Raw genomic sequence first — 24,742 nt, 5'->3', positions numbered from 1 at the left:
TGCGCCGTCCCCATGGGGGCGGCGTTTTTCGGTCAGCCCCGACGCAATCGCAGGGCCGCCAACCCGCCCAGGGCCAGCGCCAACAGGCCGGCGGCCGCCGGAAGCGGCACGGGCGAGGGGCCCGAGATGGCGTATTTCGTGCCATCGTCGATGTTGTTGAGATTTCCGTCCACCGCCAGATAGTCGCCCGGCGTCGGATCGTTGGGCAGCGGATAGATCTGCAAGGTACACTGCGTGGCCGCGCAGGTCGCGTTAGCGGTGGCGTTGGTATAGGTCGGAAACGCGCTGTAGTTCACGAAATCCCCGGCCGCCGGATCGTAGTCGAACGATCCTCCGGCATCGATGCGGGTGTCGAACAGCACGTTGAACATCTGCACCATCAGGTTGCTGACCGGGCCGCCGCCTGCGGGCGCGGTGAAGGTTCCGATGATGTTGTTGGATCCGGCCAGGCTGAAATCGATCTGGAAGGTGGCTGCCTTGGCTGACAGCGGCAGGATACTCAGGGCACTGGCAAGGATCACATGGGTCATGCGGGGCATGGTCTGTCTCCTCTTGATGTTTACCTAGGGTCAGAATAACGCGAATCGGCGCGCCTGTCCGGTTGGGAAAACAGGCATCCGCGATGCCCGCTCTGGTCAGCCCCGGCAGGCTTGGCTATGTCGGTCAAAACGTGGGGAGAGCAGCGCATGATCCTGGGCATCGGCACCGATCTGGCCAATATCGAACGGATTGCCGGGACGCTGGACCGCTTCGGCGACCGGTTCAAGACCCGCGTGTTCTCCGAGACCGAACAGCGCAAGGCCGAACGCCGTGCCGATGTGGCCGGCACCTATGCCAAACGCTGGGCCGCGAAAGAGGCCTGTTCGAAGGCGCTTGGCACCGGGCTCGCCATGGGCATCTCGTGGAAGGATATGGCCGTAACAAATCTGCCGTCCGGACAGCCGGTGATGCAGGTGACCGGCTGGGCCGCCGATCGGCTGGCCGCGATGACCCCGCCGGGGCACGAGGCCATCATCCATGTCACCCTGACCGACGATCATCCCTGGGCGCAGGCCTTCGTGGTGATCGAGGCGCGGCCGCTGTAGCCGCTACGCGCCTTCGGCGGTGGGCTGCAGCCAGTCGACCGGGGCCTCGGCGCAACCGGCGCGGCACCCGTGTCCGACGGCGATCGGAAAACCGGCGGAAAGGCTGGCCCGGAACATCCAAGGCCCGCTTCACAGAGGCACCACGACGCGACGCGCCACCCGGCGATGCACCGCCCCGTGGCATTGTTCCCGAATGACTCCTGTATTAGCGATTGTGCCATGGCGGACCGATCAACCCTTCCTTTCCCTTGGCCGGGACTGGCCCTTGCGCTTGGCATCGGCGCGCTTGGCGGTGCGCTGTTCTGGTGGCTGAACGTTCCGCTGGCCTGGATGCTGGGGGCGATGACGGCGACCGGGCTGGCGGCGCTGTTGCAGGTGCCGGTGCGTCTGCCTGACCGGCTGCGCAACCCGTTCATCGTGGTGATGGGGGCGATGCTGGGCACGTCTTTCAACGGGGACATGCTGGGCGGATTGCGCGATTGGCTGCTGCCGTTGGCGATCCTTGTGCCGTTCCTGCTGGTCGCCGGGGGCAGCGCCTTTGTGTACCTGTCGCGCGTGGCGGGCTTGTCCCGGCCCACGGCGTTCTACTCGGCCATGCCGGGCGGGCTGGTGGACATGATCCTGATGGGAGAGAAGGCCGGCGGCGATCCGACGACAATTTCACTGATGCATGCGGCGCGGATCTTCCTTGTGGTGATGCTGGTGCCCGTGCTCATCCAGTTCGTCACCGGCGCCGATCTGGCGGGCCGCAGTGTCACCTGGCGACCGCTGGCCGCATTGGGGCTGACCGGGGCGGCATGGTTCGCGGTCTCGGCCCTGATCGGTGCCCGGCTGGGGCGGCTGTTGCACCTGCCAGCGCCGTTGTTGATCGGGCCAATGCTGGTCAGCGCCGGGCTGCACGCAAGCGACATCACCGATTTCCAGGTGCCGTCGGTCATCCTGGCCGGGACGCAGGTGATTCTGGGCGCGGGCATCGGCTGCCGGTTTGCCGGAACCTCTCCGGCACGCATCCTGAGGGTGCTGGGGCATTCGCTGGGCGCCACGACCCTGTTGCTGATCACGACCATCCTGTTCGGCCTGGCGCTGGCGCATCTGACCGCTATCCCCTTTGCCGAGGCGCTGCTGGCCTATGCTCCCGGCGGGCTGGCGGAAATGAGCCTGATCGCCTTTACCCTGGGGCTGGAAGTGCCCTTCGTTGCGGCCCTGCACATCGCCCGGATATTCATGACCGTCACCGGGGTGACCCTGCTGGAACGGGCGTGCCGCCGCCGCTGACCTTGCCCGCCCGGGACGCGCAACTTGACACCCGCAGCCACGGGCCGCAAAGAAGCCCGAAGTCATTCCCGAGGCAGGATCCAGAACCATGGCAAGCAAGGCCGAAAAAGACGGCGGCATCGTCGAGACCATCAAGACGATCGTATACGCGCTGCTGATCGCAGGCGTGTTCCGCACGCTGTTCTTCCAGCCGTTCTGGATCCCGTCGGGCTCGATGAAGGACACGCTGCTGATCGGCGATTTCCTGTTCGTCAACAAGATGGCCTATGGCTATTCCCAGCACTCCTGCCCGTTCTCGATGTGTCCGTTCATTCCGGGCCGGATCCTGGCTTCGGAGCCCGAGCGCGGGGATATCGTGGTGTTCCGCCACCCGGTCACCGGCGCGGATTTCATCAAGCGCCTGATCGGCCTGCCCGGCGACAAGGTGCAGATGCGCAATGGCCAGCTGTTCCTGAACGGCGAACCCGTCCCGCGCGAGGAAGCCGGCCTTTTCGAGGAAGTGTTCGAGCCGCAGGGCCCGGTGGGCAACCGCCCGCAGTGCGAGAACGGCCCGGTGGGCATCGGCGGGTTGTGCACCAAGACCCGCTACACCGAAACCCTGCCCAGCGGCAAAAGCTATGACACGCTGAACATCCGCGACAGCGCGCTGGACAACACCCCGGTGTATACCGTGCCCGAAGGCAATTTCTTCTTCATGGGCGACAACCGCGACAACTCGAACGACAGCCGGGTGCCGCAGTCGGCGCGTGGCGTGGGCTTTGTACCGTTCGAGAACCTGATCGGCCGGGCTGACCGGGTGATGTTCTCGTCGGCGGGCAGGTCGATCTTCTATTTCTGGACCTGGCGCAGCGACCGGTTCTTCAAAGGGTTGAACTGAGCCTTGGCGCTGTCGGCGGAACAAAAGGACTTCGCGGCGCGGCTGGGGCATGACTTCAGCGCGCCCGCGCTGCTGCAAGAGGCGCTGACCCACCCCTCGGTGGCGACGCCCAACCGCAAGGACAATCAGCGGCTGGAGTTTCTGGGCGACCGGGTGCTGGGGCTGGTGATGGCCGAAACCCTGCTGGCTGCCGACCCGACCGCCCCCGAAGGCCAGCTTGCGCCGCGCTTCAACGCGCTGGTGCGCAAGGAAACCTGTGCCGATGTGGCCCGCGCTGTCGGGCTGGGCACGGTGCTGCGGCTGGGCCGGTCGGAAATGCTGTCGGGCGGGCGCCGCAAGGAAGCCCTGCTGGGCGACGCCATGGAGGCGGTGATCGCCGCCGTCTACAAGGATGGCGGGCTGGAAGCGGCGCGCCGCGTGATCCTGACCCATTGGGGCGACCGGATCGCCAATGTCGAGGCCGACGCCCGCGACCCCAAGACCGCCCTGCAGGAATGGGCGCAGGCGCGCAAGCTGGCGCCGCCGCGGTATGTGGAGACCGACCGCAGCGGCCCGGCCCACGCCCCCGTCTTTACCATCGAGGCCCGGCTGGACAGTGGCGAGGTCGAACGGGCCTCTGCCGGATCCAAGCGGCAGGCCGAACAGGCCGCCGCGCGCGCGCTTCTGACCCGCATGGAGGCGGGCACACATGACTGACACCCCTGACCAGACCCGCGCCGGGTTCGTCGCCCTGATCGGCGAGCCCAATGCCGGAAAATCGACCCTGTTGAACCGCATGGTCGGGGCCAAGGTCTCGATCGTCACCCACAAGGTGCAGACCACCCGCGCCCGCATTCGCGGCGTCGCGATGGAAGGTGCCAGCCAGATCGTCTTTGTTGACACGCCGGGCCTGTTCCGCCCGCGCCGGCGTCTGGACCGCGCCATGGTGGCTGCGGCCTGGGGCGGGGCGGCGGATGCCGATGTCGTCGTGCTGCTGGTCGAGGCCTATCGCGGCGTGACCGAGGGCGTCGAGAAAATCCTTGAGGCGCTGGCCGAACGTGCCGTGCCGAAGCAGCGCGTGGCGCTGGCCATCAACAAGATCGACCGGGTCGAGGCGCCGGTGCTGCTGGCACTGACCAAGGATCTGAACGACCGCTTTCCGTTCGTGCATACGTTCATGATTTCGGCCGAGAAGGGCCATGGCGTCGACACGTTGCGCAAATGGCTGGCCGAGGAACTGCCGGTGGGTCCGTGGTTGTATCCCGAGGATCAGATCGCCGATCTGCCCATGCGCATGATTGCCGCCGAGATCACCCGCGAGAAGCTGACCCTGCGCCTGCATCAGGAACTGCCCTATCAGCTGACCGTCGAGTCCGAGAAGTGGGAGGATCGCAAGGACGGCTCCGCCCGCATCGATCAGGTGATCTATGTCAGCCGTGACGGCCACAAGGGCATCGTGCTGGGCAACAAGGGCGAGACCATCAAGGCCGTGGGGCAGGCGGCCCGCGTCGAGATGGAAGAATTCCTGGGCCGCAAGGTGCATCTGTTCCTGCAGGTGCGCGTGCGAACCAACTGGCAGGAAGAATCCGAGCGCTATGACGAGATGGGGCTCGACTTCAAGGACGGCAACAGGTGATCCGTCTGGCTGCCGATCTTTGGGTGAAGGCCTATTTGCGGCGGCTTCAGATCGAACACATCCCGGCCTATATCGCGGCGAAGGGCGATCCGACCTCGGGGCCGGTGATCGTCAAGCTGGCGACGCTGGACGGCAAGGCGGTGGCCAAGCAGCGCTCGTATGACCTGATGACCGGCGAGCGCAGCTGGATGGTGCTGGCCGAAGGCCCCGAGGCCGAGGTCGACGCGGTGCTGGCCCGCCAGAAGGACCGCGACCGCGACCTGTGGATCGTCGAGGTCGAAAGCCGCGAGGGCCGCGACCTGCTGGATCATGTCGGCCTGACCTGATCACCGTTGCATCGGCCCCGGTTTGCGCCCTAGATCAGCCTCATGGATTGGCGCGACGAAGGGGTGCTTCTGACCATGCGTCGGCATGGAGAAAGTGCCGCGATCATCGAGGTTCTGACCGAAGCGCACGGCCGCCACGCCGGCATCGTGCGTGGCGGGGCCGGGCGGCGCATGGCTCCCGTGCTGCAACCGGGTGCGCAAGTGTCGGTGGCGTGGCGCGCGCGGCTGGAAGATCATCTTGGCGCTTTTACGGTGGAACCGCTGCGGTCACGCATGCCCGGTATCATGGGCGACCGGCTGGCGCTGGCCGGGCTGAACGCCGTTTGCGGCCTGCTGGCCGTGGCCCTGCCCGAACGCGAGGCGGTGCCCGGGATCTACGACCGCAGCCGCACCCTGCTGGACCTGATGCCGATCACCGAGGCCTGGCCGCTGGCCTATCTGCATTGGGAACTGGCGCTGCTGGAAGCGCTGGGGTTTGGCCTGGACCTGTCGGTCTGTGCCGTGACCGGGGCGACCGGGGGTCTGGCCTATGTCTCGCCCCGCAGCGGGCGCGCGGTGACCGCCAAAGGGGCCGGGGACTGGGCCGACAAACTGCTGCCGCTGCCGCCCTGCATGTTGCCCGGTGGCGATGGCGACAACGCCCAGATTGCGCAGGCGCTGGCCACTACAGGCTATTTCTGGAGCCAACACCTGACGCCACGTGGCCCCAAACCCCCGCTGCCCGCCGCGCGCCAGCGGCTGCTGGATCTGCTGGCGCGGGTCTAGGTTTCCGGCGGATCGGTCTTCACGAACACCAGTTCAGAGCCGTCCGGCCCGGTCATCACCAGGTTTTCGCCGTCCAGTCGGGCGCTTGTGGTCGCGCCGAACACCCGCAGAAACTCGGTCTCTTCGGCCATGTTCTCGCAGGCGGCGCGGGTCGAGACGATGGGGCCAATGGTAAAACTGTCTGCGGTGCCGTCCAGCGTGGCCAGGAAGCTGTTGCAGGGCGCGCGACCGGCGATGCGCCTGTCGATGGCCAGGCTGAAGCGCGCCAGCGCCGGGAAGCGTTCGCCGTTGAGCGTGGTCAGGCGCCAATGCTGGGCAGGCTCAAGCGGGTTGACCGGGCTTTGCGCAAAAGCGCCGCTTGCGGCGGTGGCCAGGGCAAGCGCAAGCGCGGCACGGGACATGAACATCTGAAATCTCCTGCAAGTCTGCGGCGGGTCTGCCGACGGCCCATGTTGCGGGAGATTTCCGCAAGTTCAAGAATTGAAGTTCAATTGCCAGTCCCGACATAGTGAGGGGCGCGGGGGGATCCTGTCGGGGTCTTTCTGTCCGTTCTTGTCGCAACCGGAGGCTTCACCATGATCATCATCGAGAAAATCGGCCCGCAGACCCTGTCGCTTGACCTGAGAGACCAGGTCAGTGCGTCGGATATCCAGGCGGTCGACGACGCGGTGCGCGATCTGTTGGAGGAAGACGGCAAGATAAACCTGCTGCTTGACCTGACCGGGATCAGCGATGTGTCTGCCGGGGCCGTGGCCGAGGATGTGAAGGTCGAAACCGCGCTGCTGCCACATCTGCGGCGGTTCGGGCGCATTGCCGCCGTGACCGACAAGCAATGGATCGCCACGGTGATGCGCGCCGCCGGTCACCTGATGCCGGGGCTGGAGTACCAGACCTTCGATCCCGACGATCGGCTGGCGGCCCGCACCTTTGTTCTGGACGAAGGTGCCGCGCCTGAAACTCCGGTGCCGGCGGTGCGCTTTCTGGATCCGCCGCATCCGCATGTTCTGGCCTACGAGATCGACGGTGTCATCCAGCAGTCCGATGCCGATGCGGTGATCGACCGGCTGAACACCATGCTGGCGGAAACGCCGGGCGAGGGGCGGCGCATTTCGCTGCTGGTGCGGGTGACCAATTTTGCCGGGTTTGCCCCGTCCATGCTGATCAGCGGCCCGCTCTGGACCGCCAAGATGGCCGCCATCCGCAACCTGCACCGCTATGCGCTGGTCGGCGCCGGGGGCTGGATGGAAAGCCTTGCCAAGCTGGCCGATCCCGTCACCACGGTCGAGATGAAAAGCTTCGATGCGGATGACGAGGACGACGCCCGCGAGTGGGTGTCCGAGGGGTTATAGGCTGACCGGTGACTTAGGGTGGGCCCCGGACGCCACCTGCAGATACAGAAAAAGGCGCCGGGGGGCGCCTTTTTTTGGGACGGAAGGGGGGAACTCCCGTCCTGACCAGAAGCGGATCAGCCCAGCAAACGCCGTGCGATCACTTGCGCCTGGATCTCTCCGGCACCCTCGAAGATGTTGAGGATGCGGGCGTCGCACAGAACCCGGCTGATCTGGTATTCCAGCGCGAAGCCGTTGCCGCCGTGGATCTGCAAACCGTTGTCCGCCGCCGCCCAGGCGACACGGGCGCCCAGCAGCTTGGCCATCCCGGCCTCAAGGTCGCACCGCTGGCCGTGATCCTTTTCCCAGGCCGAGAAATAGGTCAGCTGGCGCGCGATCATGATTTCCGTGGCCATCATCGCCAGCTTGCCCGACACGCGCGGGAAGTCTATCAGCGACTTGCCGAATTGCTTGCGGTCGATGGCGTATTGCATGGCGATATCCAGCGCGCATTGCGCCACGCCGATGGCGCGGGCGGCGGTCTGGATGCGGGCGCTTTCGAAGGTCTCCATGAGCTGCTTGAAGCCCTTGCCTTCCTCGCCGCCCAGCAGGTTCTCGCCCTTGACCTTGAAGTTGTCGAAGCCAAGCTCGTATTCCTTCATGCCGCGATAGCCCAGAACCTCGATCTCGCCGCCGGTCATGCCGGCGGTGGGGAAGGGGTTTTCGTCGGTGCCGGGGGTCTTCTCGGCCAGGAACATCGACAGGCCCCGATGATCGGTGGAATCCGGGTTGGTGCGGGCCAGCAGGGTCATCACATGGGTCCGGGCCGCATGGGTGATCCAGGTCTTGTTGCCGGTGATCGACCAGTCGTCGCCATCCATGACCGCACGGGTGCGCAGCGCGCCAAGGTCCGAGCCGGTGTTGGGTTCGGTGAAGACGGCGGTCGGCAGGATCTCGGCGCTGGCGATCTTGGGAAGCCAGTGCTGTTTCTGCGCCTCGGTGCCACCGCAGAGGATCAGCTCGGCGGCGATTTCCGACCTTGTGCCCAGCGAGCCGACACCGATGTAGCCGCGCGACAGTTCTTCGGACACCACGCACATCGAGGCTTTCGACAGACCGAAGCCGCCGAATTCCTCGGGGATGGTCAGGCCGAAGACGCCCATCTCGGCCAGTTCCTCGATGATTTCCATCGGGATCAGCTCATCCTTGAGATGCCACTCGTGGGCGTCGGGGATCACGCGGTCCACGGCAAAGCGGCGGAACTGCTCGCGGATCATCTCCAGCTCGTCGTCCAGCCCGGTGGTGCCGACGGTGATGTTGGCCGAATGCTCCTGCATCAGCGCCACCAGCCGGGTGCGGGCGGTCTGGCTGTTGCCGTGGCGCGACAGGGTGCGGATCGCATCGGTGTCCAGCCCGGCCAGCGCATCGGCGTCCAGCCCCAGATCATGGGGGCGAATGATTTCGCCCTGGGTCATCAGGATGCCGCCCGAGATCTGTTGCAGGTACTCGCCGAAGGCGATTTGCAGCAGCAGTTGCTCGGTCTCGCCGAACTTGCCCTCGGCCTGCACACGCTCGGCCCAGGCCTGCATCTGGCGCAGCGATTCCACGTAGGTGGCCAGCCATGCAAGACCATGCGCGGCGGTCTGGTTGGCTTCGATCAGGGCGCCGGAAACGCGTCCGTCGCGGGACACTTGCGCGCGCACGCTGTCCTTCGCGGCCTCCAGCAGCGCCTCGACAGGGGCGACGGCGGCACGGGTCAGGCTGAGCAGGTCATCGAGCACCGGCGCGGCACCGGATTCGGGCAGGGACTGGCCATCATGGGGCATGAATCGGTTCCTTTCATCTTTCGGGTGCCGGAATAATCATTTCGCAGTCGCAGCGCAACATTTTTTCAATATCGAATGGTAACTTGCAGCAATATGACCGCAACTTCTTTTGCGCTGCAGCGTCAGCTGGGGCAGACAGGGCGCAGTTGAGGAAGGGAAGACCTTGGACTCGTTATATTTTGCCCCGTCGCCGCTGATCCTCGGGGTGGCCGTGCTGGTGACGCTGGTGGCCTCTTTCGTCAAAGGGGCCATCGGGTTTGCCATGCCGATGATCATGATTTCCGGGCTGGCCAGCTTCCTGCCCGCCGAACCGGCGCTGGCGGCCCTGCTGATGCCGACACTGGTGTCGAACCTGTGGCAGGCGTTTCGCGGCGGTTTGCGGCCGGCGCTGCAATCGGCGCGCGAGTACCGTGTCTATCTGGGCGTGTTGCTGGTGGTCATTGCGCTGTCGGCACAACTGGTGCGCGGCTTGCCGCAGGGTGCTCTGTTCCTGACGCTGGGCCTTGTGGTCACGGTCTTTGCGTTGGTGCAGGTGGTAGGGCTGCGGCTGCATGTCCCGCCGCACCGGCGCCGTCTGGCCGATGTCGGGATCGGGACCGTGGCCGGGTTTTCCGGCGGTCTGGCGGGGGTCTGGGGGCCGCCGACGGTGATGTATCTGGCCGCCGTGGATGCGCCCAAGGTCGAGGCGATCCGGGTGCAGGGCGTGGTCTATCTGGCCGGGGCCATCGTGCTGGTGGCTGCGCATCTGCGCACCGGCGTGTTCAACGCCCAGACCGCGCCGCTGTCGTTCCTGCTGCTGGTGCCGATGGTTTTCGGAATGTGGGCGGGACAGCACGTTCAGGACCGGCTGGATCAGGCCCGGTTTCGCAAGGCCACGCTGGCGGTGCTGGTACTGGCCGGGCTGAACCTGGCGCGGCGGGGACTGGAAACGCTGGGGTAGGCTGCGCCTCGCCACGGGCAGTCCTGCCAGACGGAAAAACGCGCCCCTGGGGGCGCGTTTCGCGTTTCGAATGGATCGAAGCAGGGGTCAGATCAGGCGACGCCGCCGCCAATGGCCACGGCCTTCACGTCCTCGTCGATATAGGCGAGGTACTGTTCGAAATTGGCGGCAAACATTTCGACCAGTTTGCGGGCCTGTGCGTCATAGGCCGCCTTGTCTTTCCAGGTCGAGCGCGGATCCAGAAGCGTTGCGTCCACGTCGTGCACGGTCACCGGAACCTCGAAGCCGAAGTTCGGATCCTTGCGGAAGGTCGCGTCGTTCAGCGAGCCATCCAGCGCCGCGGTCAGCAGGTTGCGCGTGGCCTTGATCGGCATCCGGTGACCGGTGCCATAGGCACCGCCGGTCCAGCCGGTGTTCACCAGCCAGCAGGTCGCGCCATGCTTGGCGATCTTGTCGCGCAGGATCTGGCCGTATTCTTCCGGCCGGCGCGGCATGAAGGGCGCGCCGAAGCAGGTCGAGAACGCCGGTTGCGGCTCGGTCACGCCACGCTCGGTGCCCGCCATCTTCGAGGTAAACCCCGACAGGAAGTGATACATTGCCTGCGCCGGGGTCAGCCGCGAGATCGGCGGCAGAACTCCGAAGGCATCGCAGGTCAGCATGATGATGTTCTTGGGATGACCGCCCAGCGAGGTCTCGGAGGCGTTCGAGATGAATGACAGCGGATAGGCGCAGCGCATGTTCGGCGTCAGGCTGTCATCGTCGAAGTCCAGATCGCGGGTTTCGGGATCGTAGACCATGTTCTCGATCACGGTGCCGAATTTCGACGTGGTGGCATAGATCTCGGGTTCGGCTTCCGGGTCCAGACCGATGGTCTTGGCATAGCAGCCGCCTTCGAAGTTGAAGGTGCCGCGTTCGGACCAGCCATGTTCGTCGTCGCCGATCAGCACCCGCGATGGGTCTGCCGACAGGGTGGTCTTGCCGGTGCCCGACAGGCCAAAGAAGATCGCCGTATCGACCGGATTGTCAGGCGCGTGGTTGGCCGAGCAGTGCATCGGCATCACGCCCTTGTCCGGCAGGATGTAGTTCAGCAGGGTGAAGACCGACTTCTTGTTCTCGCCGGCGTATTCCGTGCCGCCGATCAGGATCAGCTTCTGCTCGAAGTTCAGCGCGATGACGGTTTCGCTGCGGCAGCCATGGCGTTCGGGGTCAGCCTTGAAGCTGGGGCAGTTGATGATGGTGTATTCCGGAACGAAGCTGTCCAGCTCCTCGCGCGCGGGGCGGCGCAGCAGGTGGCGGATGAACAGGCTGTGCCACGCCAGTTCGGTCACCATGCGCACGTCCAGCCGCAGGATCGGATCGGCCCCGCCGTAAAGGTCCTGAACGAAATAGTCCTTGCCCTTCATGTGTGCCAGCATGTCGGCATGCAGGGTTTCGAACCCTTCCTGCGACATCTCGGCATTGGCGTCCCACCAGATCTTGTCGGCGACATCGGGGGTCCGAACCACGTGCTTGTCCTTGGGGGACCGGCCTGTGAACTTGCCGGTGGACACCAGAAAGGTGCCGCCCTGGCCCAGTTCGCCCTCGTTGCGCTTCAGTGCCTGCTCGATCAGTGCGGGTTCAAGCAGGTTGTAATAGACCGTGCCGAGACCCACCATGCCCTGATCTTCGAGAGTTTGAGATGGGTTCACGCGTCCATGTGTCATCTGAGAATGCTCCAGGCACCGCGGTCTTGCGGCAGTCGATGATATCTTCAGGCGCTGCACACGGGGGTACTGAACAGATGTGTGAGGCAGCGCTGGCCGGACCAGCATGGACCGACCCCGCGCATATAGCATGAGGCCTCGCGCCCGAAACAGGCCGGAAATACAGGTTTAGCGCCATCAAGGACATGTTTGCGCAACCAAGTTAGCACAACTATGACGCCCAGTAGTCTTTTGTTGCCAAGGGGCGCGAAAACCCGCTCAACTCCTGTTGATTTCCTGACATGTCACAAGCACTTGCTGCGCTTGCGAAAGTAGGGGAAGCTAACGTCAACCAGAGGCCTTCATGATCGACATCTCTACCGATTCTCACGAAATTCGCCATGCGACCACGGTCGCGCTGTGCGGTGTTGCCGTGATGATCGAAGGGCCGTCCGGGTCGGGAAAGTCGGCCCTGGGGCTGGAACTGATGGCCTATGGCGCCGATCTGGTGGCCGATGATCGCACCTTGCTGCAGGGCGACGGCGACCAGGTGCTGGCCTCTGCGCCGCCGACCCTACCGGCGCGGATCGAAGCGCGCGGCGTCGGCCTGTTGCCCGCCCGCCTGGCAGGGCCAACGCCTTTGTGCCTGGTGGTGCGGATGGACAAGGTTGAAACGGCGCGATTGCCGGAACCCGTCACAACCTGTGTCCTTGGACGCAACGTCACCTTGATAGGTAAGTGCGAGACTGGTCATTTCGGTGCAGCTTTGATGCAATACATCCGGGGACATCACGAAAGCCTGCAATGAGTCACGCCACCGCCGCGCCATCCCAAGCCACTGCCCGGATCATCCTGGTGACCGGCCCGTCCGGAGCCGGACGGACGACCGCCGTGCGGGTGCTGGAGGATCTGGGCTGCGAGGCGATCGACAACCTGCCGCTGTCGCTGGTGCCGCGGCTGCTGGATGGCCCGGCCCTGGGCCGCGACCTGGTGCTGGGGGTCGATGTGCGCAACCGGGATTTCTCGGTGGCTGCCTTCCAGGATCTGATCGAACAGTTGCGCGGCGGCGGTGCGCGGGTCGAGGTTCTGTACCTGGATGCCGAGCCTGCGGTGCTGGAGCGGCGCTATTCCGAAACCCGGCGGCGGCATCCCCTAGCCCCGGCGGAAACCCCGGCGCAAGGGATCTTGCGCGAGCAAGAGTTGCTGCTGCCGATCCGGGCGCTGGCCGATATCCTGATCGACACTTCGGCGCAGACGCCGCACGATCTGAAGGCGGAACTGGGGCGCTTGTTCGAACCGGACGGGGCGCAGCGGATGGCGCTGGTGCTGCATTCGTTCAGCTACAAGCGCGGGATGCCGCGGGGGATCGACATGGTGTTCGACTGCCGATTCCTGAAAAACCCCTATTGGGATGTGTCGCTGCGTGCACTGGACGGGCGCGACCCGCGCGTTGCGGCCTTCATCGGCACGGATGACCGATATGCCCCATTTTTTGACAAAGTTAATGATCTTTCAGAATTCCTGTTGCCGGCCTACACGGCGGAGGGCAAGTCACACCTGTCGATTGGTTTCGGTTGCACCGGCGGGCAGCATCGCTCGGTCGCGCTGGCTGAAGCCCTGGCCCGGCGCCTTGGCGACAACGGGTGGAAGGTCAGTCTTCGGCATCATGAATTGGAACGGCGCAGTGCCTTGATGGCCGCGCAGGTGGCGGAGGCGCCCCGATGATCGGAATCGTCATTGTTGCCCATGGGGGGTTGGCGCGCGAGTATCTTGCCGCCGTCGAGCATGTTCTTGGGCCCCAGGACAACATGCGGGCGATTGCCATTGCCGTGCATGAGGATCGGGATGCCAAGCGCGCCGAGATCGAGGCCGCGGCCGACGCAGTGGACACCGGCGACGGGGTGATCGTGGTAACGGACATGTTTGGCGGCTCGCCCTCGAACCTGTCGCTGCCCGCCTGTGATCGTGCCAACCGGCGGATCATCTACGGCGCCAATCTTCCGCTGCTCATCAAACTGGTCAAAGTGCGCGACCGCACAGTCCCCGAAGCTGTGGACAACGCCTTGCACGCGGGGCGGAAATACCTTGATTGCTTCGACGCTTTCGGCAATTGACGTGCGGACATGACTGATTCCATTTGCAAGACGCTCCGCATCATCAATGAAAAGGGCCTGCACGCGCGGGCCTCGGCCAAATTCGTGGAGGTTGTCGAAGCCTTTGACGCTTCGGCCGAAGTGTCCCGTGACGGGATGAGCGCCGGGGGCGACAGCATCATGGGTCTGTTGATGCTGGCCGCGGCCAAGGGCACAACGATCACCGTGGAAATCAGCGGTTCCCAGGCCGAGGAGCTTGGCGGCGCGCTTGAGGCGCTGGTCGCCAACCGTTTCGGCGAGGAGATGTAATGGCCGACATCCAGGGGGCCAATATAGCGCAACGTGCGCGCCTGCGGGCCAGCCGTCGCGGCGAGCCGGTGACGCCGCCGGCGGACTATGTCCCCTATGACAAGCGCAAGCTGTCCTATGCTTCGACGTTCGACAACGGGTTCCAGACCACGCTGATCAAGTCGATGGAATGGGCCACCGGGAAGCTGACCCTGCTGCGCCTGATCCGCCAGTTCGAGCGCGAGGGCGTGCCCATGGGGCAGGCGTTCTGGCGCAAGGCGCTGGCGACCATGGGCATCGAGCTGACTACACCCGAGGACCAGATCCGCCGCATCCCAGCCGAAGGGCCGGTGATCATCGTGGCCAATCACCCGCATGGGCTGGTCGATGGCATGGTTCTGGCCGAATTGATCGGGCGGGTGCGTCAGGACTACAAGATCCTGACCCGCTCGCTTCTGACCGGGGTCGAGGAAATCCGGGAGTTCATGATCCCGGTGCCCTTCCCGCATGAGCCGGACGCGTTGCAGCAAAACCTGGAAATGCGCCGCCGTTCGATGGATCATCTGGCCGATGGCGGGGTCATCGTGCTGTTTCCTTCGGGCGTTGTGGCCTCGTCCGACACGCTGATGGGTCCGGCGGTAGAGCGGGACTGGAACCCGTTTACCGCCAAGATGATCCAGCGCAGCAAGGCCAAGGTGGTGCCGGTGTTCTTTCCCGGCCAGAACAGCCGCGCCTATCAGATCGCCAACCAGATGTCGGCGACGCTGCGGCAGGGGTTGCTGATCCACGAGGTCGTGCACGCGCTGAACAAGCCGCAACGCCCGGTGGTCGGCCCGCCGTTCGACGACGAGGCCATCCGGGTCTGGGGCTCAAATCCGCGCGGCTTCGTCGCGTGGCTGCGCGAACAGACCCTCGCCCTGCGCGACACCTGAGACCTAGATCTCGGACAGCAGACAGCCCGGATACAGACGTTCCACATCTTCGGCCCGGCACAGTTCCGTGGCATCGGTCATCACGGCGGCATTTGCGGCGGCGGTGCCGTGGTGCAGTGCCTCGGCCAGATCGCCGCCGCGCGACAGGGTCAGGGCGAAAGCACCTACGAAACTGTCCCCGGCGCCCACCTTGCTGCGCACCGGCACCGGCACCGGGCGGCACAGCACGCGGCGGGTTCCGTCGAACAGCACGTTGCCCTCGGCCCCGCAGGCAATGACCACCGCATCGGCCACGCCGCGTTGCGCAAGGTTCTCGGCCAGATCCGCCGTCGCTGCCGGGCTGTCCAACGTGGTGCCGGACAATTCCTCGGCTTCCTGGTTGTCGAACCGCAGCACCATGGGGCGCTGGTCCTGCGGTGTGCGCGCAAGACGCAAGAGGCCCGCGCCCGAGGTATCGATGATCATCCGCGCCCCGGTTCCTTCCAACGCCGCGCACATTCGGTGCGGCAGGCAAGGGGAAACGCCGGGCGGCAGCGAACCGCTGAGCACGGTCAGCGTGCCGGGACCGGGCAGGGTGGCGCACAGGTCCAGCAAGGCATCGACCTCGGCGTCGTGCCAATCCGGGCCGGGCATCACGAAGCGGTACTGATCGTTGTTGGACTGGTCGGTGACCGACAGGCTTTGGCGGGTTTCGCCCGGCAGGGGAAAGGCGCGCAGGCTGAGGCCTTCGGCAGTCATCATCTGCCGCACCGCTTCGCCAGTGGCGCCGCCAAGGGCCACCACGGCAAGGCTGTCGCCGCCCAAATGCCGGATGGCGCGGCTGACATTGATGCCGCCGCCGCCCGGATCCCGGCGCGGCGAGGCGCAACGCAGTTTGTCGCCTGCGCGGACCTGATCCACCTGCGAGGAGAGATCCAGCGCCGGGTTCAGGGTAATCGTCAGAATGGCCGGATGTGCCATATGCCTTTGCCTCTTGCCGCGCGGCGAAGGAACCGGGCGGAATTTCTTGAACGAATCATGCGAAGATCATGCTGAAAGGGAAAGCGTTTTCAGCCTCCCGTCGCGTTGCCTCAGGTGAACTTGCGATCCTTGGGAAAGCCGCGCGGCACCTGACGGCCCACACCCGCCCGTTTGCCCAGCCATTGCGCCACATCGGGTTCGCGGCGGGTCTGCCCGTTCGGCGTCTGCCAGCTGAGTCCCTGTTCCACATCGAAGGTCGTCAGATCGGCCAGACCGCCATCCAGTTCGAGGCTGCCCTGCCGTCCGCGCGCCATGTTGTATTTCTGCAGCCGGACGCCCTTGCCGCGCACCATTTCGGGCAGGTCCTCGACCGGGAAGGCCAGCAGCTTGCCGTTCTGACTGACCACCGCCACGTGATCGCCGCGCACCGGCCGACACAGCGCCGCGCGGGCAGGCTCCTTGACGTTCAGCGCCTGCTTGCCGCTGCGGGTCTGGGCCAGAACCTCGTCCTCGGTCACCACGAACCCATCGCCGGTGGTAGAGGCAAGGATCAGCTTGCGCCCCGGCACATGCAGGAACAGATCGACGATTTCCACGTCATTGGGCAGATCCACCATCAGGCGCAGCGGCTCGCCCATACCCCGGCCGCCGGGCAGGCTGACCGCCGAAAGCGTGTAGAAGCGCCCGTTTGAGCCGAACACCAGCAGCTTGTCGGTGGTTTCGGCGTGGAAGATGAACCGGCCTTCGTCGCCGTCCTTGAACTTCAGGGCGCTGTCCAGCGCCACGTGGCCCTTCATCGCCCGGATCCAGCCCATTTTCGAACAGACCACGGTGATCGGCTCGCGGTCGATCATGGCTTCCAGCGGCACCTCGGCCACTTCGGTCAATTCCGAGAACTTGGTACGCCGGGCACCGCCGGGCGCCTTGGCACCGAATTTCTTGCGCACCTCGCGCAGTTCATCCGAGATCCGGCTCCATTGCAACTCGTCGCTTTCCAGAAGGTCCACCAGATCGGCGCGTTCCATCAGCAGCGCGTCGCGCTCGTTGCGCAGCTCCATCTCTTCCAGCTTGCGCAGAGAGCGCAGGCGCATGTTGAGGATCGCCTCGGCCTGCACCTCGGTCAGGGTGAATTCCTCGATCAGCTTGGCCTTGGGATGGTCGTCATAGCGGATGATCTCGATCACCCGGTCGAGGTTCAGGAAGGCGACCATATAGCCTTCCAGCACCTCAAGCCGGTGGTCGATCTTTTCAAGCCGATGCTGCGACCGGCGGATCAGCACCTCGCGGCGATGGTCCAGGAACGCGCGCAGAACCTCTTTCAGCGAACAGACCTTGGGGGTGCGCCCGTCGATCAGCACGTTCATGTTCAGCGAAAAGCGGATTTCCAGATCGGACAGGCGGAACAGGGTGCTCATCAGCACATCGGCATCGACGTTACGCGACTTCGGCTCCAGCACGATGCGCACGTCATCGGCGCTTTCGTCCCGCACATCGGCCAGGATCGGCACCCGCTTGGCCTGGATCAACTCGGCCAGCTTCTCGATCAGCTTGGATTTCTGCACCTGGTAGGGGATTTCGGTGACCACGATCTGCCACTGGCCGCGGCCCATTTCCTCGATCTCCCAGCGTGAGCGCAGGCGGAACGCCCCGCGCCCGGTGCGGTAGGTTTCCAGGATGCTGTCACGCGGTTCGACAATGACGCCACCGGTGGGGAAATCGGGGCCGGGGATCAGGTCGACAAGGGTTTCGTCATGGGCGTTCGGGGCTTTGATGAGATGCAGGCAGGCCGCGCACAATTCATCCAGATTGTGCGGGGGGATGTTGGTCGCCATCCCCACGGCGATGCCGCTGGACCCGTTGGCCAGAAGGTTGGGGAAGGCCGCCGGCAGAACTTCGGGTTCCTGCAGCGTGCCGTCGTAATTGTCGCGGTAATCCACCGCATCCTCGGCCAGCCCATCCAGCAGGGCTTCGGCGGCGGCGGTCATGCGGGCTTCGGTGTAGCGGGCGGCCGCCGGGTTGTCGCCGTCGATGTTGCCGAAATTGCCCTGACCGTCGACCAGCGGGTAACGGATCACGAAATCCTGTGCCAGACGCGCCATGGCGTCGTAAATCGCGGCATCGCCGTGCGGGTGATAGTTGCCCATCACGTCGCCCGAGATCTTGGCCGACTTGCGGAAGCCGCCGTTCGATGCCAGCCGCAATTCGCGCATCGCGTAAAGGATGCGCCGGTGTACCGGCTTCAGCCCGTCGCGGGCGTCGGGCAGGGCGCGGTGCATGATCGTCGACAGCGCATAGGTCAGATAGCGGCTGCCGATCGCGCGGCGCAGCGGTTCGGAATGTTCTTGGGGCGTCTCGGGCGTGTCCATGCTGAGGGTTTAGCGGGCAGCGCGGGGGCGGTAAAGCGGCGCTTGCGGGCAAGGACATCCGGGCTAGCTCCATGCTGGTATCTCGGGACAGAATGGGTACGATAATCTGGCGGGTCACGAAGGAAGTGTACAAATGGGGTTCAAGCTGACGGTCCTGCTGGCGATGGCCATCTTCATCGCCTTCTATTTCGCGCCGGAGCCGGACAGCGGCCCGAAACCGCCGCATGTGTTGGAGCGGGCAGCGGAACTGCAGGAAAATGCCCCGCCACCGGTGGACCAGGCGCCGGAGCGTTCCGCGACGGTGACAGAAAGCACCCCCGCATCGGCCCCCGCGAACACGTCGATTTCACCCGACGCATCCCCAGATGCGGCCCCGGTCGAAGAAACAGCAGAACTGCCCGAAGTTTCCGCCGAAGAACTGGCCACGGAACTGGCCGAAAGGCTGCCCGCGCTGGGGCTGGGCGGGTTGAGCGGCTCCGGTACCGCCGGGGCGCTGGCCCTGTCGGATTCCGTGCGCGCCCGCAGCGGGACCGAGGCCGGTGCCGATCTGACCCGCCCCAGTGTCAGTGGCGGCGAGGTGGTCGCGGTGGCGGAAACTGACCCGCTGCCCGAGGCCGAAGATCAGCCCGCACGCGCACAGGTGCTGGGCACGTCGGTCAACCTGCGGGCCGGGCCGTCGGTTTCTGATGCGGTGGTCGGGCGCGTGAATTTCGGTGATGAAGTGGTGCTGCTGGGCGAGGAGCGCGACGGCTGGCGCAGCATCGCGCATCCGGACACCGGGCAGCCGGTCTATATGGCCAGCCGATTCCTGCAACCGCTGCCCTAGGCCCGGCTTGCGAACGCGCTGCCCGCGTGGCAGGTCAGGCCAGCCGCAATGAAAGGGCCGTCCCCGCCATGTCCCGCACGATTCTGATCACCGGGTGCAGTTCCGGCATCGGCGCCCATGCCGCCCGGGCGCTGCACGAGGCCGGGTGGCGCGTGTTCGCCACCTGCCGGGCCGAAGCCGATGCCGCCCGCCTGCGCGACGCGGGGCTGGAAGCCTTGCGGCTGGATTACCGCGACAGCGCCTCAATGACCGCGGCCGTTGACGAGATCCTGTCGCGCACCGGCGGACGGCTGGATGCGCTGTTCAACAACGGCGCCCACGCGCTGCCCGCCCCGGTCGAGGATATTCCGACCGACGGCTTGCGCGACCTGTTCGAGGTCAATTTCTTCGGTTGGCACGAATTGACCCGTCTGGTGCTGCCGGCGATGCGGGCGCAGGGGCAGGGGCGGATCGTCATGTGCTCGTCGGTGCTGGGCTTCGTGCCGGCGAAATGGCGCGGGGCCTATGTGGCCTCGAAATACGCCATCGAGGGCTATTCGGATGTGCTGCGGCTGGAAATGCGCGAATTCGGCATCCACGTCAGCCTGATCCAGCCCGGCCCGATTCGGACAGATTTCCGAAAGAACGCCATCCTCCAGTTCGAACGCTGGATCGACTGGCGCAATTCGCCGCGCGCCGCGCAATACGAGGCCAGCCTGCTGGACCTGTTGCACAAGGGTTCGGGCGACAGCCCGTTCCAATTGCCGCCCTCGGCAGTGACGCAGCCGCTGATCCATGCGCTGACGGCGAAACGCCCGCGCCGCCGCTACCGGGTGACGACGCCCACGCGGGTGATCGCCCAGGTGCAGGGGCTGTTGCCCGCCGCGGCGCTGGACCGGTTGTATGATCGGGCGTAAGGCAGCAGGCAAACGCGACGAAAAGGCCGCTCGCAATCCCGGCAGGGCCGACTAGATGCAGCGCATCCGGAGGAAACACGATGCTCAATGATCCCCTGTTTTTCGTGGTCGCAGCGGCCTGCCTCGTGGTGGTGGTCATTCTGGCCATTGGCATCGGTGGTTTTGGCCGGGGCGGCGAATTCAACCGCAAGCACGGCAACCGCCTGATGCGTTATCGCATCGCGGCGCAATTCGTTGCCATTCTTCTGATCCTGGGCTTCGTGGCCCTGCGCCGCATGGGAGGCTGACCATGGTCGTTCTGAACAAGATATACACCCGCACCGGCGACAAGGGCGACACCGCCCTGGGCAATGGCACGCGGGTGCCGAAGAACGCGGCAAGGGTGAATTCCTATGGCACCGTGGATGAGTTGAACGCCACCGTGGGGATGGCCCGGCTGCATGCCGAGGGCGCGATGGACACGCAACTGGCCGCGATCCAGAACGATCTGTTCGATCTGGGCGCCGACCTGTGCCGTCCCGACATGGCCAGCGATGCCGAGGCCGAGTATCCGCCGCTGCGGCTGGCCGCCAGCCAGGTTGACCGGCTGGAGGCCGAGATCGATGCGATGAATGCCAACCTGTCGCCGTTGCGGTCGTTCATCCTGCCGGGCGGCTCGGCGCTGGCCGCACACCTGCATCTGTGCCGCACCGTGGCGCGGCGGGCCGAGCGGCTGGCGGTGGAGCTGGCCTTCGCCGAGGAGGTGAACCCGGCGGCGGTGAAATTCCTCAACCGTCTTTCCGACTGGTTCTTCGTCGCCGCCCGCATGGCCAACGATTCGGGGGCGGCGGATGTGCTGTGGGTGCCGGGGGCGAACCGTTAACGCTCACAGCGCCAAACCCGGGTCTGAAAATGCAGTCCCCACGGAAAGAACGTTGCGGATTCCGGGGCGTTCGGATCGCTTTTTTGCTGTTGAAGCCCCTGTGGATTGTCTAGATCATGCGCCGAAGCAAACGCTGCTGGTGCAGAAAAACGAACGGAGACCGCCGTCATGAAGGTAATCGTACCCGTCAAGCGGGTGATTGACTACAACGTAAAGGTTCGTGTGAAGGCGGACGGGTCGGGTGTGGATCTGGCCAATGTGAAAATGTCGATGAACCCCTTCGACGAAATCGCCGTCGAAGAGGCCATCCGCCTGAAAGAGGCCGGTGTCGCCTCGGAAATCGTCCTGGTGTCCATCGGCGTGAAACAGGCGCAGGAAACCCTGCGCACCGGTCTGGCCATGGGTGCGGATCGCGCGATCCTCGTGGTGGCCGCCGAAGACGTGCACACAGATATCGAACCGCTGGCGGTGGCCAAGATCCTCGCCAAGGTTGTCGAGGAAGAAGCCCCCGGCCTCGTGCTGTGTGGCAAGCAGGCCATCGACAACGACATGAACGCCACCGGCCAGATGCTATCGGCCCTGCTGGGCTGGAGCCAGGCCACCTTTGCCTCGGAAGTGAAGATCGACGGCGACAGTGCGCTGGTCACCCGCGAAGTGGATGGCGGCCTTCAGACCATCAAGGTCAAGATGCCCGCCATCGTCACCGTGGACCTGCGCCTGAACGAGCCGCGCTATGCCTCGCTGCCCAACATCATGAAGGCGAAGAAAAAGCCGCTGGATCAGAAAACCGCCGAAGACTACGGCGTCGACGTGACCCCGCGTCTTGAGGTCGTCAAGACCAGCGAACCGGCGGAACGCGCCGCCGGGATCAAGGTGGGCTCGGTGGACGAGCTTGTGTCGAAACTCAAAGAAGCAGGAGTCGTATAATGGCTGTTCTCCTTCTTGCCGAAGTCACCAATGGCGAACTGGCGCTGGACGCCACCGCCAAGGCCGTGACCGCCGCTGCCCAGATGGGCGAAGTCACCGCGCTGTGTGCCGGGGCCTCTGCCGCCGCCGCTGCCGAAGAAGCCGCCAAGATCGCCGGCGTCACCAAGGTGCTGGTCGCCGAAGATGCCTCGCTGGGCCATCGCCTGGCCGAGCCGACCGCCGCGCTGATCGCCAGCCTCGCGGGCGACTACGACCACATCGTCGCCCCGGCCACCACCGACGCCAAGAACGTGCTGCCCCGCGTGGCCGCGCTGCTGGATGTCATGGTGATCTCGGATGTCTCCGGCGTCGTCGATGCGGACACGTTCGAGCGGCCGATCTATGCCGGCAACGCCATCCAGACGGTGAAGTCGAAAGACGCCAAGAAAGTCGTCTCGGTCCGCACATCGACCTTCGACGTGGCGGGCGAACAGGCCGCAGCCCCGATCGAGACCATCTCGGTCGGCGACAACCCGGCGCTGTCGGAATGGGTCGAGGACAAGGTGGCCGAAAGCGACCGTCCCGAACTGACCTCGGCGGGTGTCGTTGTGTCCGGGGGCCGCGGTGTCGGCTCGGAAGAGGACTTCAAGCTGATCGAAGCCCTGGCCGACAAGCTGGGCGCTGCCGTCGGTGCGTCCCGTGCGGCGGTCGATTCGGGATTTGCCCCGAACGACTGGCAGGTGGGTCAGACCGGCAAGGTCGTGGCACCCGAGCTGTACGTCGCCGTAGGCATCTCGGGGGCGATCCAGCACCTTGCCGGGATGAAGGACAGCAAGGTCATCGTTGCCATCAACAAGGACGAGGAAGCGCCGATCTTCCAGGTCGCCGACTATGGCCTTGTGGCCGACCTGTTCCAGGCAGTGCCGGAACTGACCGAGAAACTGGGCTGATCGCTCAGCTACGCGGCCCTTCGGGGCCGCGTGCGCAACCGGGGCCAGACGCCCTGTTGCCGTGGCTTGGATGCTCGGGTACCACGGCCCGCAACGCCCCTCACGAGAGCCACCGATGACGTTGCTTCGCCTTCTTCCGACCCTGCTGGCCCTTGCGGTCCTGTCCGCCTGTACCACCGAACTGGATCCCGAAATCCAGAAGACGGGTCTGGGGGACTTCAGCCTTGACCGCCTTGTGGTGGTCATGGACGACAAGCCGCAAAGCGGGTTCCATTCCCGCAAGGTGTCCAACGACACGCTGAAGGCGGCGGTGGTCAAGGCGGTCGAGCCGCGCCTGTCGCGCTTTGACGGCGAGGGCAGCTATTCCATCGGCATCAAGGTGCAGGGCTATATCCTGGCCCATCCCGGCGTGCCGGTGCTGCTGGCGCCGCGCTCTACCCTGTTTTTGTCGGTCAACGTCTATGACGACGCGCCGCGCCGCCTGAACCCCAAGCCCGAGAACCTGACCGTCTGGGAAGATGCCGGCGGCGATACGGTGGTGGGCTCCGGCTATACCCAGACCGGCGAGGAGCAACTGGCCGAACTGGCTGACAACGCCGCCATCGAGATCGAACGTTGGCTGCGCGAGAACCCGCAATGGTTCAAACCCAAGCCCGGTGCCGTCCGCGCAGACGCGGCCCCGGACGAAGGCTGAGCCCCACCCACCGCGCCGGGACTGCAACTGGCGCTTGATTTTCCCCGCTGCGCTTTGTAACGAGCGCGCGATGTTAGACCCGGGCACGTTGATCGCCCCAAGGAGGCCATCATGGCAAAGGAAAAGTTTGACCGCAGCAAGCCGCACGTGAACATTGGCACGATCGGCCACGTTGACCACGGCAAGACGACGCTGACCGCGGCGATCACCAAGTATTTCGGTGATTTCAAGGCCTACGACCAGATCGACGGCGCGCCGGAAGAGAAGGCCCGTGGCATCACCATCTCGACCGCGCACGTGGAATACGAGACCGACAACCGCCACTACGCGCACGTCGACTGCCCCGGCCACGCCGACTATGTGAAGAACATGATCACCGGTGCCGCGCAGATGGACGGCGCGATCCTGGTGGTGAACGCGGCCGACGGCCCGATGCCCCAGACCCGCGAGCACATCCTGCTGGGCCGCCAGGTTGGCATCCCGAAGATGGTCGTGTTCATGAACAAGGTCGACCAGGTGGACGACGAGGAGCTGCTGGAGCTCGTGGAAATGGAAATCCGCGAACTGCTGGAAAGCTACGAGTACCCGGGCGACGAGATCCCGATCATCGCCGGATCGGCGCTGGCCGCGATGGAAGGCCGTGATCCGGAAATCGGCGAGAACAAGATCCGCGAACTGATGGCGGCCGTGGATGAGTACATCCCGACCCCGGACCGCGCCGTGGACCAGCCGTTCCTGATGCCGATCGAGGACGTGTTCTCGATCTCGGGCCGCGGCACCGTGGTTACGGGGCGTGTCGAGCGTGGCGTGATCAACGTCGGCGACAGCATCGAGATCGTCGGCATCCGCGCCACCACCACCACCACCTGCACCGGTGTGGAAATGTTCCGCAAGCTGCTGGACCGTGGTGAAGCGGGCGACAACATCGGCGCGCTGCTGCGCGGCATCGACCGTGAAGGCGTGGAGCGCGGGCAGGTTCTCTGCAAGCCGGGTTCCGTGACCCCGCACACCAAGTTCGAAGCCGAGGCCTATATCCTGACCAAGGAAGAAGGCGGCCGTCACACGCCGTTCTTCGCGAACTACCGTCCGCAGTTCTACTTCCGCACCACCGATGTGACCGGCACCGTGACGCTGCCGGAAGGCACCGAGATGGTGATGCCGGGTGACAACCTGAAGTTCGAGGTCGAGCTGATCGCCCCGATCGCGATGGAAGAAAAACTCCGCTTCGCCATCCGCGAAGGCGGCCGCAC

The 24,742-nt window shown here is 65.2% G+C and carries 28 protein-coding genes; 22 read left to right on the top strand and 6 right to left on the bottom strand.

Translation table 11 applies throughout. The features are described from left to right. Window positions 1-32 precede the first annotated feature (32 nt). On the bottom strand, window positions 33-539 hold the full coding sequence (locus ACP15K_RS08400; protein ID WP_424990270.1) for a hypothetical protein: 507 nt from the start codon (window positions 537-539) through the stop codon (window positions 33-35). 147 nt (window positions 540-686) lie between these two features. Here ACP15K_RS08400 and acpS point away from each other — a divergent pair, with 147 nt between their 5' ends. The 7 genes from acpS to recO all read left to right on the top strand — a co-directional run bounded on the left by acpS (window position 687) and on the right by recO (window position 5,943). After that, on the top strand, window positions 687-1,085 hold the full coding sequence (gene acpS, locus ACP15K_RS08395) for a holo-ACP synthase (RefSeq protein WP_193140130.1): 399 nt from the start codon (window positions 687-689) through the stop codon (window positions 1,083-1,085). A gap of 219 nt (window positions 1,086-1,304) precedes the next feature. Beyond that, a complete protein-coding gene (locus ACP15K_RS08390) occupies window positions 1,305-2,360 on the top strand; it encodes an AbrB family transcriptional regulator (RefSeq protein ID WP_193139838.1) in 1,056 nt (351 codons plus the stop codon). Window positions 2,361-2,448: 88 nt separating this feature from the next. Beyond that, window positions 2,449-3,237, top strand: coding sequence for a signal peptidase I (gene lepB, locus ACP15K_RS08385; protein ID WP_193139837.1), 789 nt, complete (start codon window positions 2,449-2,451; stop codon window positions 3,235-3,237). 3 nt (window positions 3,238-3,240) lie between these two features. After that, a complete protein-coding gene (gene rnc, locus ACP15K_RS08380) occupies window positions 3,241-3,933 on the top strand; it encodes a ribonuclease III (protein WP_193139835.1) in 693 nt (230 codons plus the stop codon). Next, on the top strand, window positions 3,926-4,852 hold the full coding sequence (gene era, locus ACP15K_RS08375) for a GTPase Era (protein ID WP_424990269.1): 927 nt from the start codon (window positions 3,926-3,928) through the stop codon (window positions 4,850-4,852). Before rnc ends, era begins: the two co-directional genes overlap by 8 nt. Beyond that, window positions 4,852-5,178, top strand: coding sequence for a DUF1491 family protein (locus ACP15K_RS08370; protein ID WP_424990334.1), 327 nt, complete (start codon window positions 4,852-4,854; stop codon window positions 5,176-5,178). The genes era and ACP15K_RS08370 overlap by 1 nt, the downstream gene beginning before the upstream one ends. 42 nt (window positions 5,179-5,220) lie before the next feature. Further along, window positions 5,221-5,943, top strand: coding sequence for a DNA repair protein RecO (recO, locus tag ACP15K_RS08365; protein WP_424990268.1), 723 nt, complete (start codon window positions 5,221-5,223; stop codon window positions 5,941-5,943). Here the strand turns inward: recO and ACP15K_RS08360 are convergent. Further along, window positions 5,940-6,350: an META domain-containing protein gene (locus tag ACP15K_RS08360; protein ID WP_424990267.1), complete on the bottom strand. Its 411-nt coding sequence runs from the start codon at window positions 6,348-6,350 to the stop codon at window positions 5,940-5,942. The two genes, recO and ACP15K_RS08360, sit on opposite strands and share 4 nt — an antisense overlap. A gap of 168 nt (window positions 6,351-6,518) precedes the next feature. On the opposite strand from ACP15K_RS08360, the gene ACP15K_RS08355 reads away from it, so the two are divergent. Then, window positions 6,519-7,292, top strand: a complete 774-nt coding sequence (locus tag ACP15K_RS08355) for an STAS/SEC14 domain-containing protein (protein WP_424990266.1) — start codon at window positions 6,519-6,521, stop codon at window positions 7,290-7,292. A gap of 116 nt (window positions 7,293-7,408) precedes the next feature. Here the strand turns inward: ACP15K_RS08355 and ACP15K_RS08350 are convergent, their stop codons facing one another. Next, window positions 7,409-9,097, bottom strand: a complete 1,689-nt coding sequence (locus ACP15K_RS08350) for an acyl-CoA dehydrogenase family protein (protein WP_193139824.1) — start codon at window positions 9,095-9,097, stop codon at window positions 7,409-7,411. A gap of 163 nt (window positions 9,098-9,260) precedes the next feature. Here ACP15K_RS08350 and ACP15K_RS08345 point away from each other — a divergent pair, with 163 nt between their 5' ends. Beyond that, complete coding sequence (locus tag ACP15K_RS08345) at window positions 9,261-10,037, top strand: sulfite exporter TauE/SafE family protein (RefSeq protein WP_424990265.1); 777 nt, start codon at window positions 9,261-9,263, stop codon at window positions 10,035-10,037. A 92-nt stretch (window positions 10,038-10,129) separates the two neighbouring features. Here the strand turns inward: ACP15K_RS08345 and ACP15K_RS08340 are convergent, their stop codons facing one another. Continuing rightward, window positions 10,130-11,740: a phosphoenolpyruvate carboxykinase gene (locus ACP15K_RS08340; RefSeq protein ID WP_193139820.1), complete on the bottom strand. Its 1,611-nt coding sequence runs from the start codon at window positions 11,738-11,740 to the stop codon at window positions 10,130-10,132. A 343-nt stretch (window positions 11,741-12,083) separates the two neighbouring features. Here ACP15K_RS08340 and ACP15K_RS08335 point away from each other — a divergent pair, with 343 nt between their 5' ends. From ACP15K_RS08335 to ACP15K_RS08315, 5 genes are read left to right on the top strand one after another with little or no spacing between them, the layout of a single operon-like run. Further along, window positions 12,084-12,527, top strand: a complete 444-nt coding sequence (locus ACP15K_RS08335) for an HPr kinase/phosphorylase (protein WP_193139818.1) — start codon at window positions 12,084-12,086, stop codon at window positions 12,525-12,527. Beyond that, window positions 12,524-13,444, top strand: a complete 921-nt coding sequence (gene rapZ, locus ACP15K_RS08330) for an RNase adapter RapZ (protein WP_193139816.1) — start codon at window positions 12,524-12,526, stop codon at window positions 13,442-13,444. The genes ACP15K_RS08335 and rapZ overlap by 4 nt, the downstream gene beginning before the upstream one ends. Further along, the gene (locus ACP15K_RS08325) at window positions 13,441-13,833 is read left to right on the top strand and encodes a PTS sugar transporter subunit IIA (protein ID WP_193139814.1); all 393 of its coding nucleotides are present in this window, start codon (window positions 13,441-13,443) and stop codon (window positions 13,831-13,833) included. The genes rapZ and ACP15K_RS08325 overlap by 4 nt, the downstream gene beginning before the upstream one ends. A 9-nt stretch (window positions 13,834-13,842) precedes the next feature. Then, window positions 13,843-14,121 carry an HPr family phosphocarrier protein gene (locus ACP15K_RS08320; RefSeq protein WP_193139812.1) on the top strand — a complete coding sequence of 93 codons (279 nt, stop codon included), beginning with the start codon at window positions 13,843-13,845 and terminating at the stop codon, window positions 14,119-14,121. Continuing rightward, complete coding sequence (locus tag ACP15K_RS08315) at window positions 14,121-15,032, top strand: lysophospholipid acyltransferase family protein (protein WP_193139810.1); 912 nt, start codon at window positions 14,121-14,123, stop codon at window positions 15,030-15,032. The genes ACP15K_RS08320 and ACP15K_RS08315 overlap by 1 nt, the downstream gene beginning before the upstream one ends. A gap of 3 nt (window positions 15,033-15,035) precedes the next feature. On the opposite strand, the gene ACP15K_RS08310 is transcribed toward ACP15K_RS08315, so the two are convergent. Beyond that, a complete protein-coding gene (locus ACP15K_RS08310; RefSeq protein ID WP_424990264.1) occupies window positions 15,036-15,992 on the bottom strand; it encodes a 1-phosphofructokinase family hexose kinase in 957 nt (318 codons plus the stop codon). Between the two features lie 110 nt (window positions 15,993-16,102). After that, window positions 16,103-18,358 (bottom strand): DNA topoisomerase IV subunit A, encoded by a 2,256-nt coding sequence (gene parC, locus ACP15K_RS08305; protein ID WP_193139806.1) that lies wholly within the window; start codon window positions 18,356-18,358, stop codon window positions 16,103-16,105. A 133-nt stretch (window positions 18,359-18,491) separates the two neighbouring features. Between parC and ACP15K_RS08300 the strand changes: the two genes are divergently transcribed. The 8 genes from ACP15K_RS08300 to tuf all read left to right on the top strand — a co-directional run. Next, window positions 18,492-19,184: an SH3 domain-containing protein gene (locus ACP15K_RS08300; protein ID WP_193139804.1), complete on the top strand. Its 693-nt coding sequence runs from the start codon at window positions 18,492-18,494 to the stop codon at window positions 19,182-19,184. A 68-nt stretch (window positions 19,185-19,252) separates the two neighbouring features. Next, window positions 19,253-20,080, top strand: a complete 828-nt coding sequence (locus ACP15K_RS08295) for an SDR family NAD(P)-dependent oxidoreductase (protein ID WP_193139802.1) — start codon at window positions 19,253-19,255, stop codon at window positions 20,078-20,080. 80 nt (window positions 20,081-20,160) lie between these two features. Continuing rightward, window positions 20,161-20,367: a twin transmembrane helix small protein gene (locus ACP15K_RS08290; protein ID WP_193139799.1), complete on the top strand. Its 207-nt coding sequence runs from the start codon at window positions 20,161-20,163 to the stop codon at window positions 20,365-20,367. 2 nt (window positions 20,368-20,369) lie between these two features. Continuing rightward, window positions 20,370-20,942, top strand: a complete 573-nt coding sequence (locus ACP15K_RS08285) for a cob(I)yrinic acid a,c-diamide adenosyltransferase (protein ID WP_193139797.1) — start codon at window positions 20,370-20,372, stop codon at window positions 20,940-20,942. A 168-nt stretch (window positions 20,943-21,110) separates the two neighbouring features. Then, window positions 21,111-21,869, top strand: a complete 759-nt coding sequence (locus ACP15K_RS08280; protein WP_193139795.1) for an electron transfer flavoprotein subunit beta/FixA family protein — start codon at window positions 21,111-21,113, stop codon at window positions 21,867-21,869. Continuing rightward, on the top strand, window positions 21,869-22,798 hold the full coding sequence (locus ACP15K_RS08275; protein WP_193139793.1) for an electron transfer flavoprotein subunit alpha/FixB family protein: 930 nt from the start codon (window positions 21,869-21,871) through the stop codon (window positions 22,796-22,798). The genes ACP15K_RS08280 and ACP15K_RS08275 overlap by 1 nt, the downstream gene beginning before the upstream one ends. A 115-nt stretch (window positions 22,799-22,913) precedes the next feature. Continuing rightward, a complete protein-coding gene (locus ACP15K_RS08270; protein WP_193139791.1) occupies window positions 22,914-23,492 on the top strand; it encodes a hypothetical protein in 579 nt (192 codons plus the stop codon). Window positions 23,493-23,603: 111 nt separating this feature from the next. Next, window positions 23,604-24,742: elongation factor Tu (tuf, locus tag ACP15K_RS08265; protein WP_424990263.1), on the top strand; the 1,139-nt coding region annotated here is incomplete at its 3' end.

The organism is Fluviibacterium sp. S390, from assembly GCF_049800695.1.
GTDB lineage: Bacteria > Pseudomonadota > Alphaproteobacteria > Rhodobacterales > Rhodobacteraceae > Meridianimarinicoccus.
This window is presented reverse-complemented; position numbering and strand designations above follow the sequence as displayed.

Coding starts and splice junctions, on each gene's coding strand:
- ACP15K_RS08280 (WP_193139795.1), top strand. CDS start 21,111: ATGAAGGTAATCGTACCCGTCAAGCGGGTGATTGACTACAACGTAAAG.
- ACP15K_RS08290 (WP_193139799.1), top strand. CDS start 20,161: ATGCTCAATGATCCCCTGTTTTTCGTGGTCGCAGCGGCCTGCCTCGTG.
- ACP15K_RS08300 (WP_193139804.1), top strand. CDS start 18,492: ATGGGGTTCAAGCTGACGGTCCTGCTGGCGATGGCCATCTTCATCGCC.
- ACP15K_RS08315 (WP_193139810.1), top strand. CDS start 14,121: ATGGCCGACATCCAGGGGGCCAATATAGCGCAACGTGCGCGCCTGCGG.
- recO (WP_424990268.1), top strand. CDS start 5,221: ATGGATTGGCGCGACGAAGGGGTGCTTCTGACCATGCGTCGGCATGGA.
- ACP15K_RS08295 (WP_193139802.1), top strand. CDS start 19,253: ATGTCCCGCACGATTCTGATCACCGGGTGCAGTTCCGGCATCGGCGCC.
- acpS (WP_193140130.1), top strand. CDS start 687: ATGATCCTGGGCATCGGCACCGATCTGGCCAATATCGAACGGATTGCC.
- parC (WP_193139806.1), bottom strand. CDS start 18,358: ATGGACACGCCCGAGACGCCCCAAGAACATTCCGAACCGCTGCGCCGC.
- rapZ (WP_193139816.1), top strand. CDS start 12,524: ATGAGTCACGCCACCGCCGCGCCATCCCAAGCCACTGCCCGGATCATC.
- ACP15K_RS08285 (WP_193139797.1), top strand. CDS start 20,370: ATGGTCGTTCTGAACAAGATATACACCCGCACCGGCGACAAGGGCGAC.
- ACP15K_RS08400 (WP_424990270.1), bottom strand. CDS start 539: ATGCCCCGCATGACCCATGTGATCCTTGCCAGTGCCCTGAGTATCCTG.
- ACP15K_RS08360 (WP_424990267.1), bottom strand. CDS start 6,350: ATGTTCATGTCCCGTGCCGCGCTTGCGCTTGCCCTGGCCACCGCCGCA.
- era (WP_424990269.1), top strand. CDS start 3,926: ATGACTGACACCCCTGACCAGACCCGCGCCGGGTTCGTCGCCCTGATC.
- ACP15K_RS08350 (WP_193139824.1), bottom strand. CDS start 9,097: ATGCCCCATGATGGCCAGTCCCTGCCCGAATCCGGTGCCGCGCCGGTG.
- ACP15K_RS08275 (WP_193139793.1), top strand. CDS start 21,869: ATGGCTGTTCTCCTTCTTGCCGAAGTCACCAATGGCGAACTGGCGCTG.
- lepB (WP_193139837.1), top strand. CDS start 2,449: ATGGCAAGCAAGGCCGAAAAAGACGGCGGCATCGTCGAGACCATCAAG.
- ACP15K_RS08310 (WP_424990264.1), bottom strand. CDS start 15,992: ATGGCACATCCGGCCATTCTGACGATTACCCTGAACCCGGCGCTGGAT.
- ACP15K_RS08270 (WP_193139791.1), top strand. CDS start 22,914: ATGACGTTGCTTCGCCTTCTTCCGACCCTGCTGGCCCTTGCGGTCCTG.
- ACP15K_RS08390 (WP_193139838.1), top strand. CDS start 1,305: ATGGCGGACCGATCAACCCTTCCTTTCCCTTGGCCGGGACTGGCCCTT.
- ACP15K_RS08340 (WP_193139820.1), bottom strand. CDS start 11,740: ATGACACATGGACGCGTGAACCCATCTCAAACTCTCGAAGATCAGGGC.
- ACP15K_RS08325 (WP_193139814.1), top strand. CDS start 13,441: ATGATCGGAATCGTCATTGTTGCCCATGGGGGGTTGGCGCGCGAGTAT.
- ACP15K_RS08355 (WP_424990266.1), top strand. CDS start 6,519: ATGATCATCATCGAGAAAATCGGCCCGCAGACCCTGTCGCTTGACCTG.
- ACP15K_RS08335 (WP_193139818.1), top strand. CDS start 12,084: ATGATCGACATCTCTACCGATTCTCACGAAATTCGCCATGCGACCACG.
- ACP15K_RS08320 (WP_193139812.1), top strand. CDS start 13,843: ATGACTGATTCCATTTGCAAGACGCTCCGCATCATCAATGAAAAGGGC.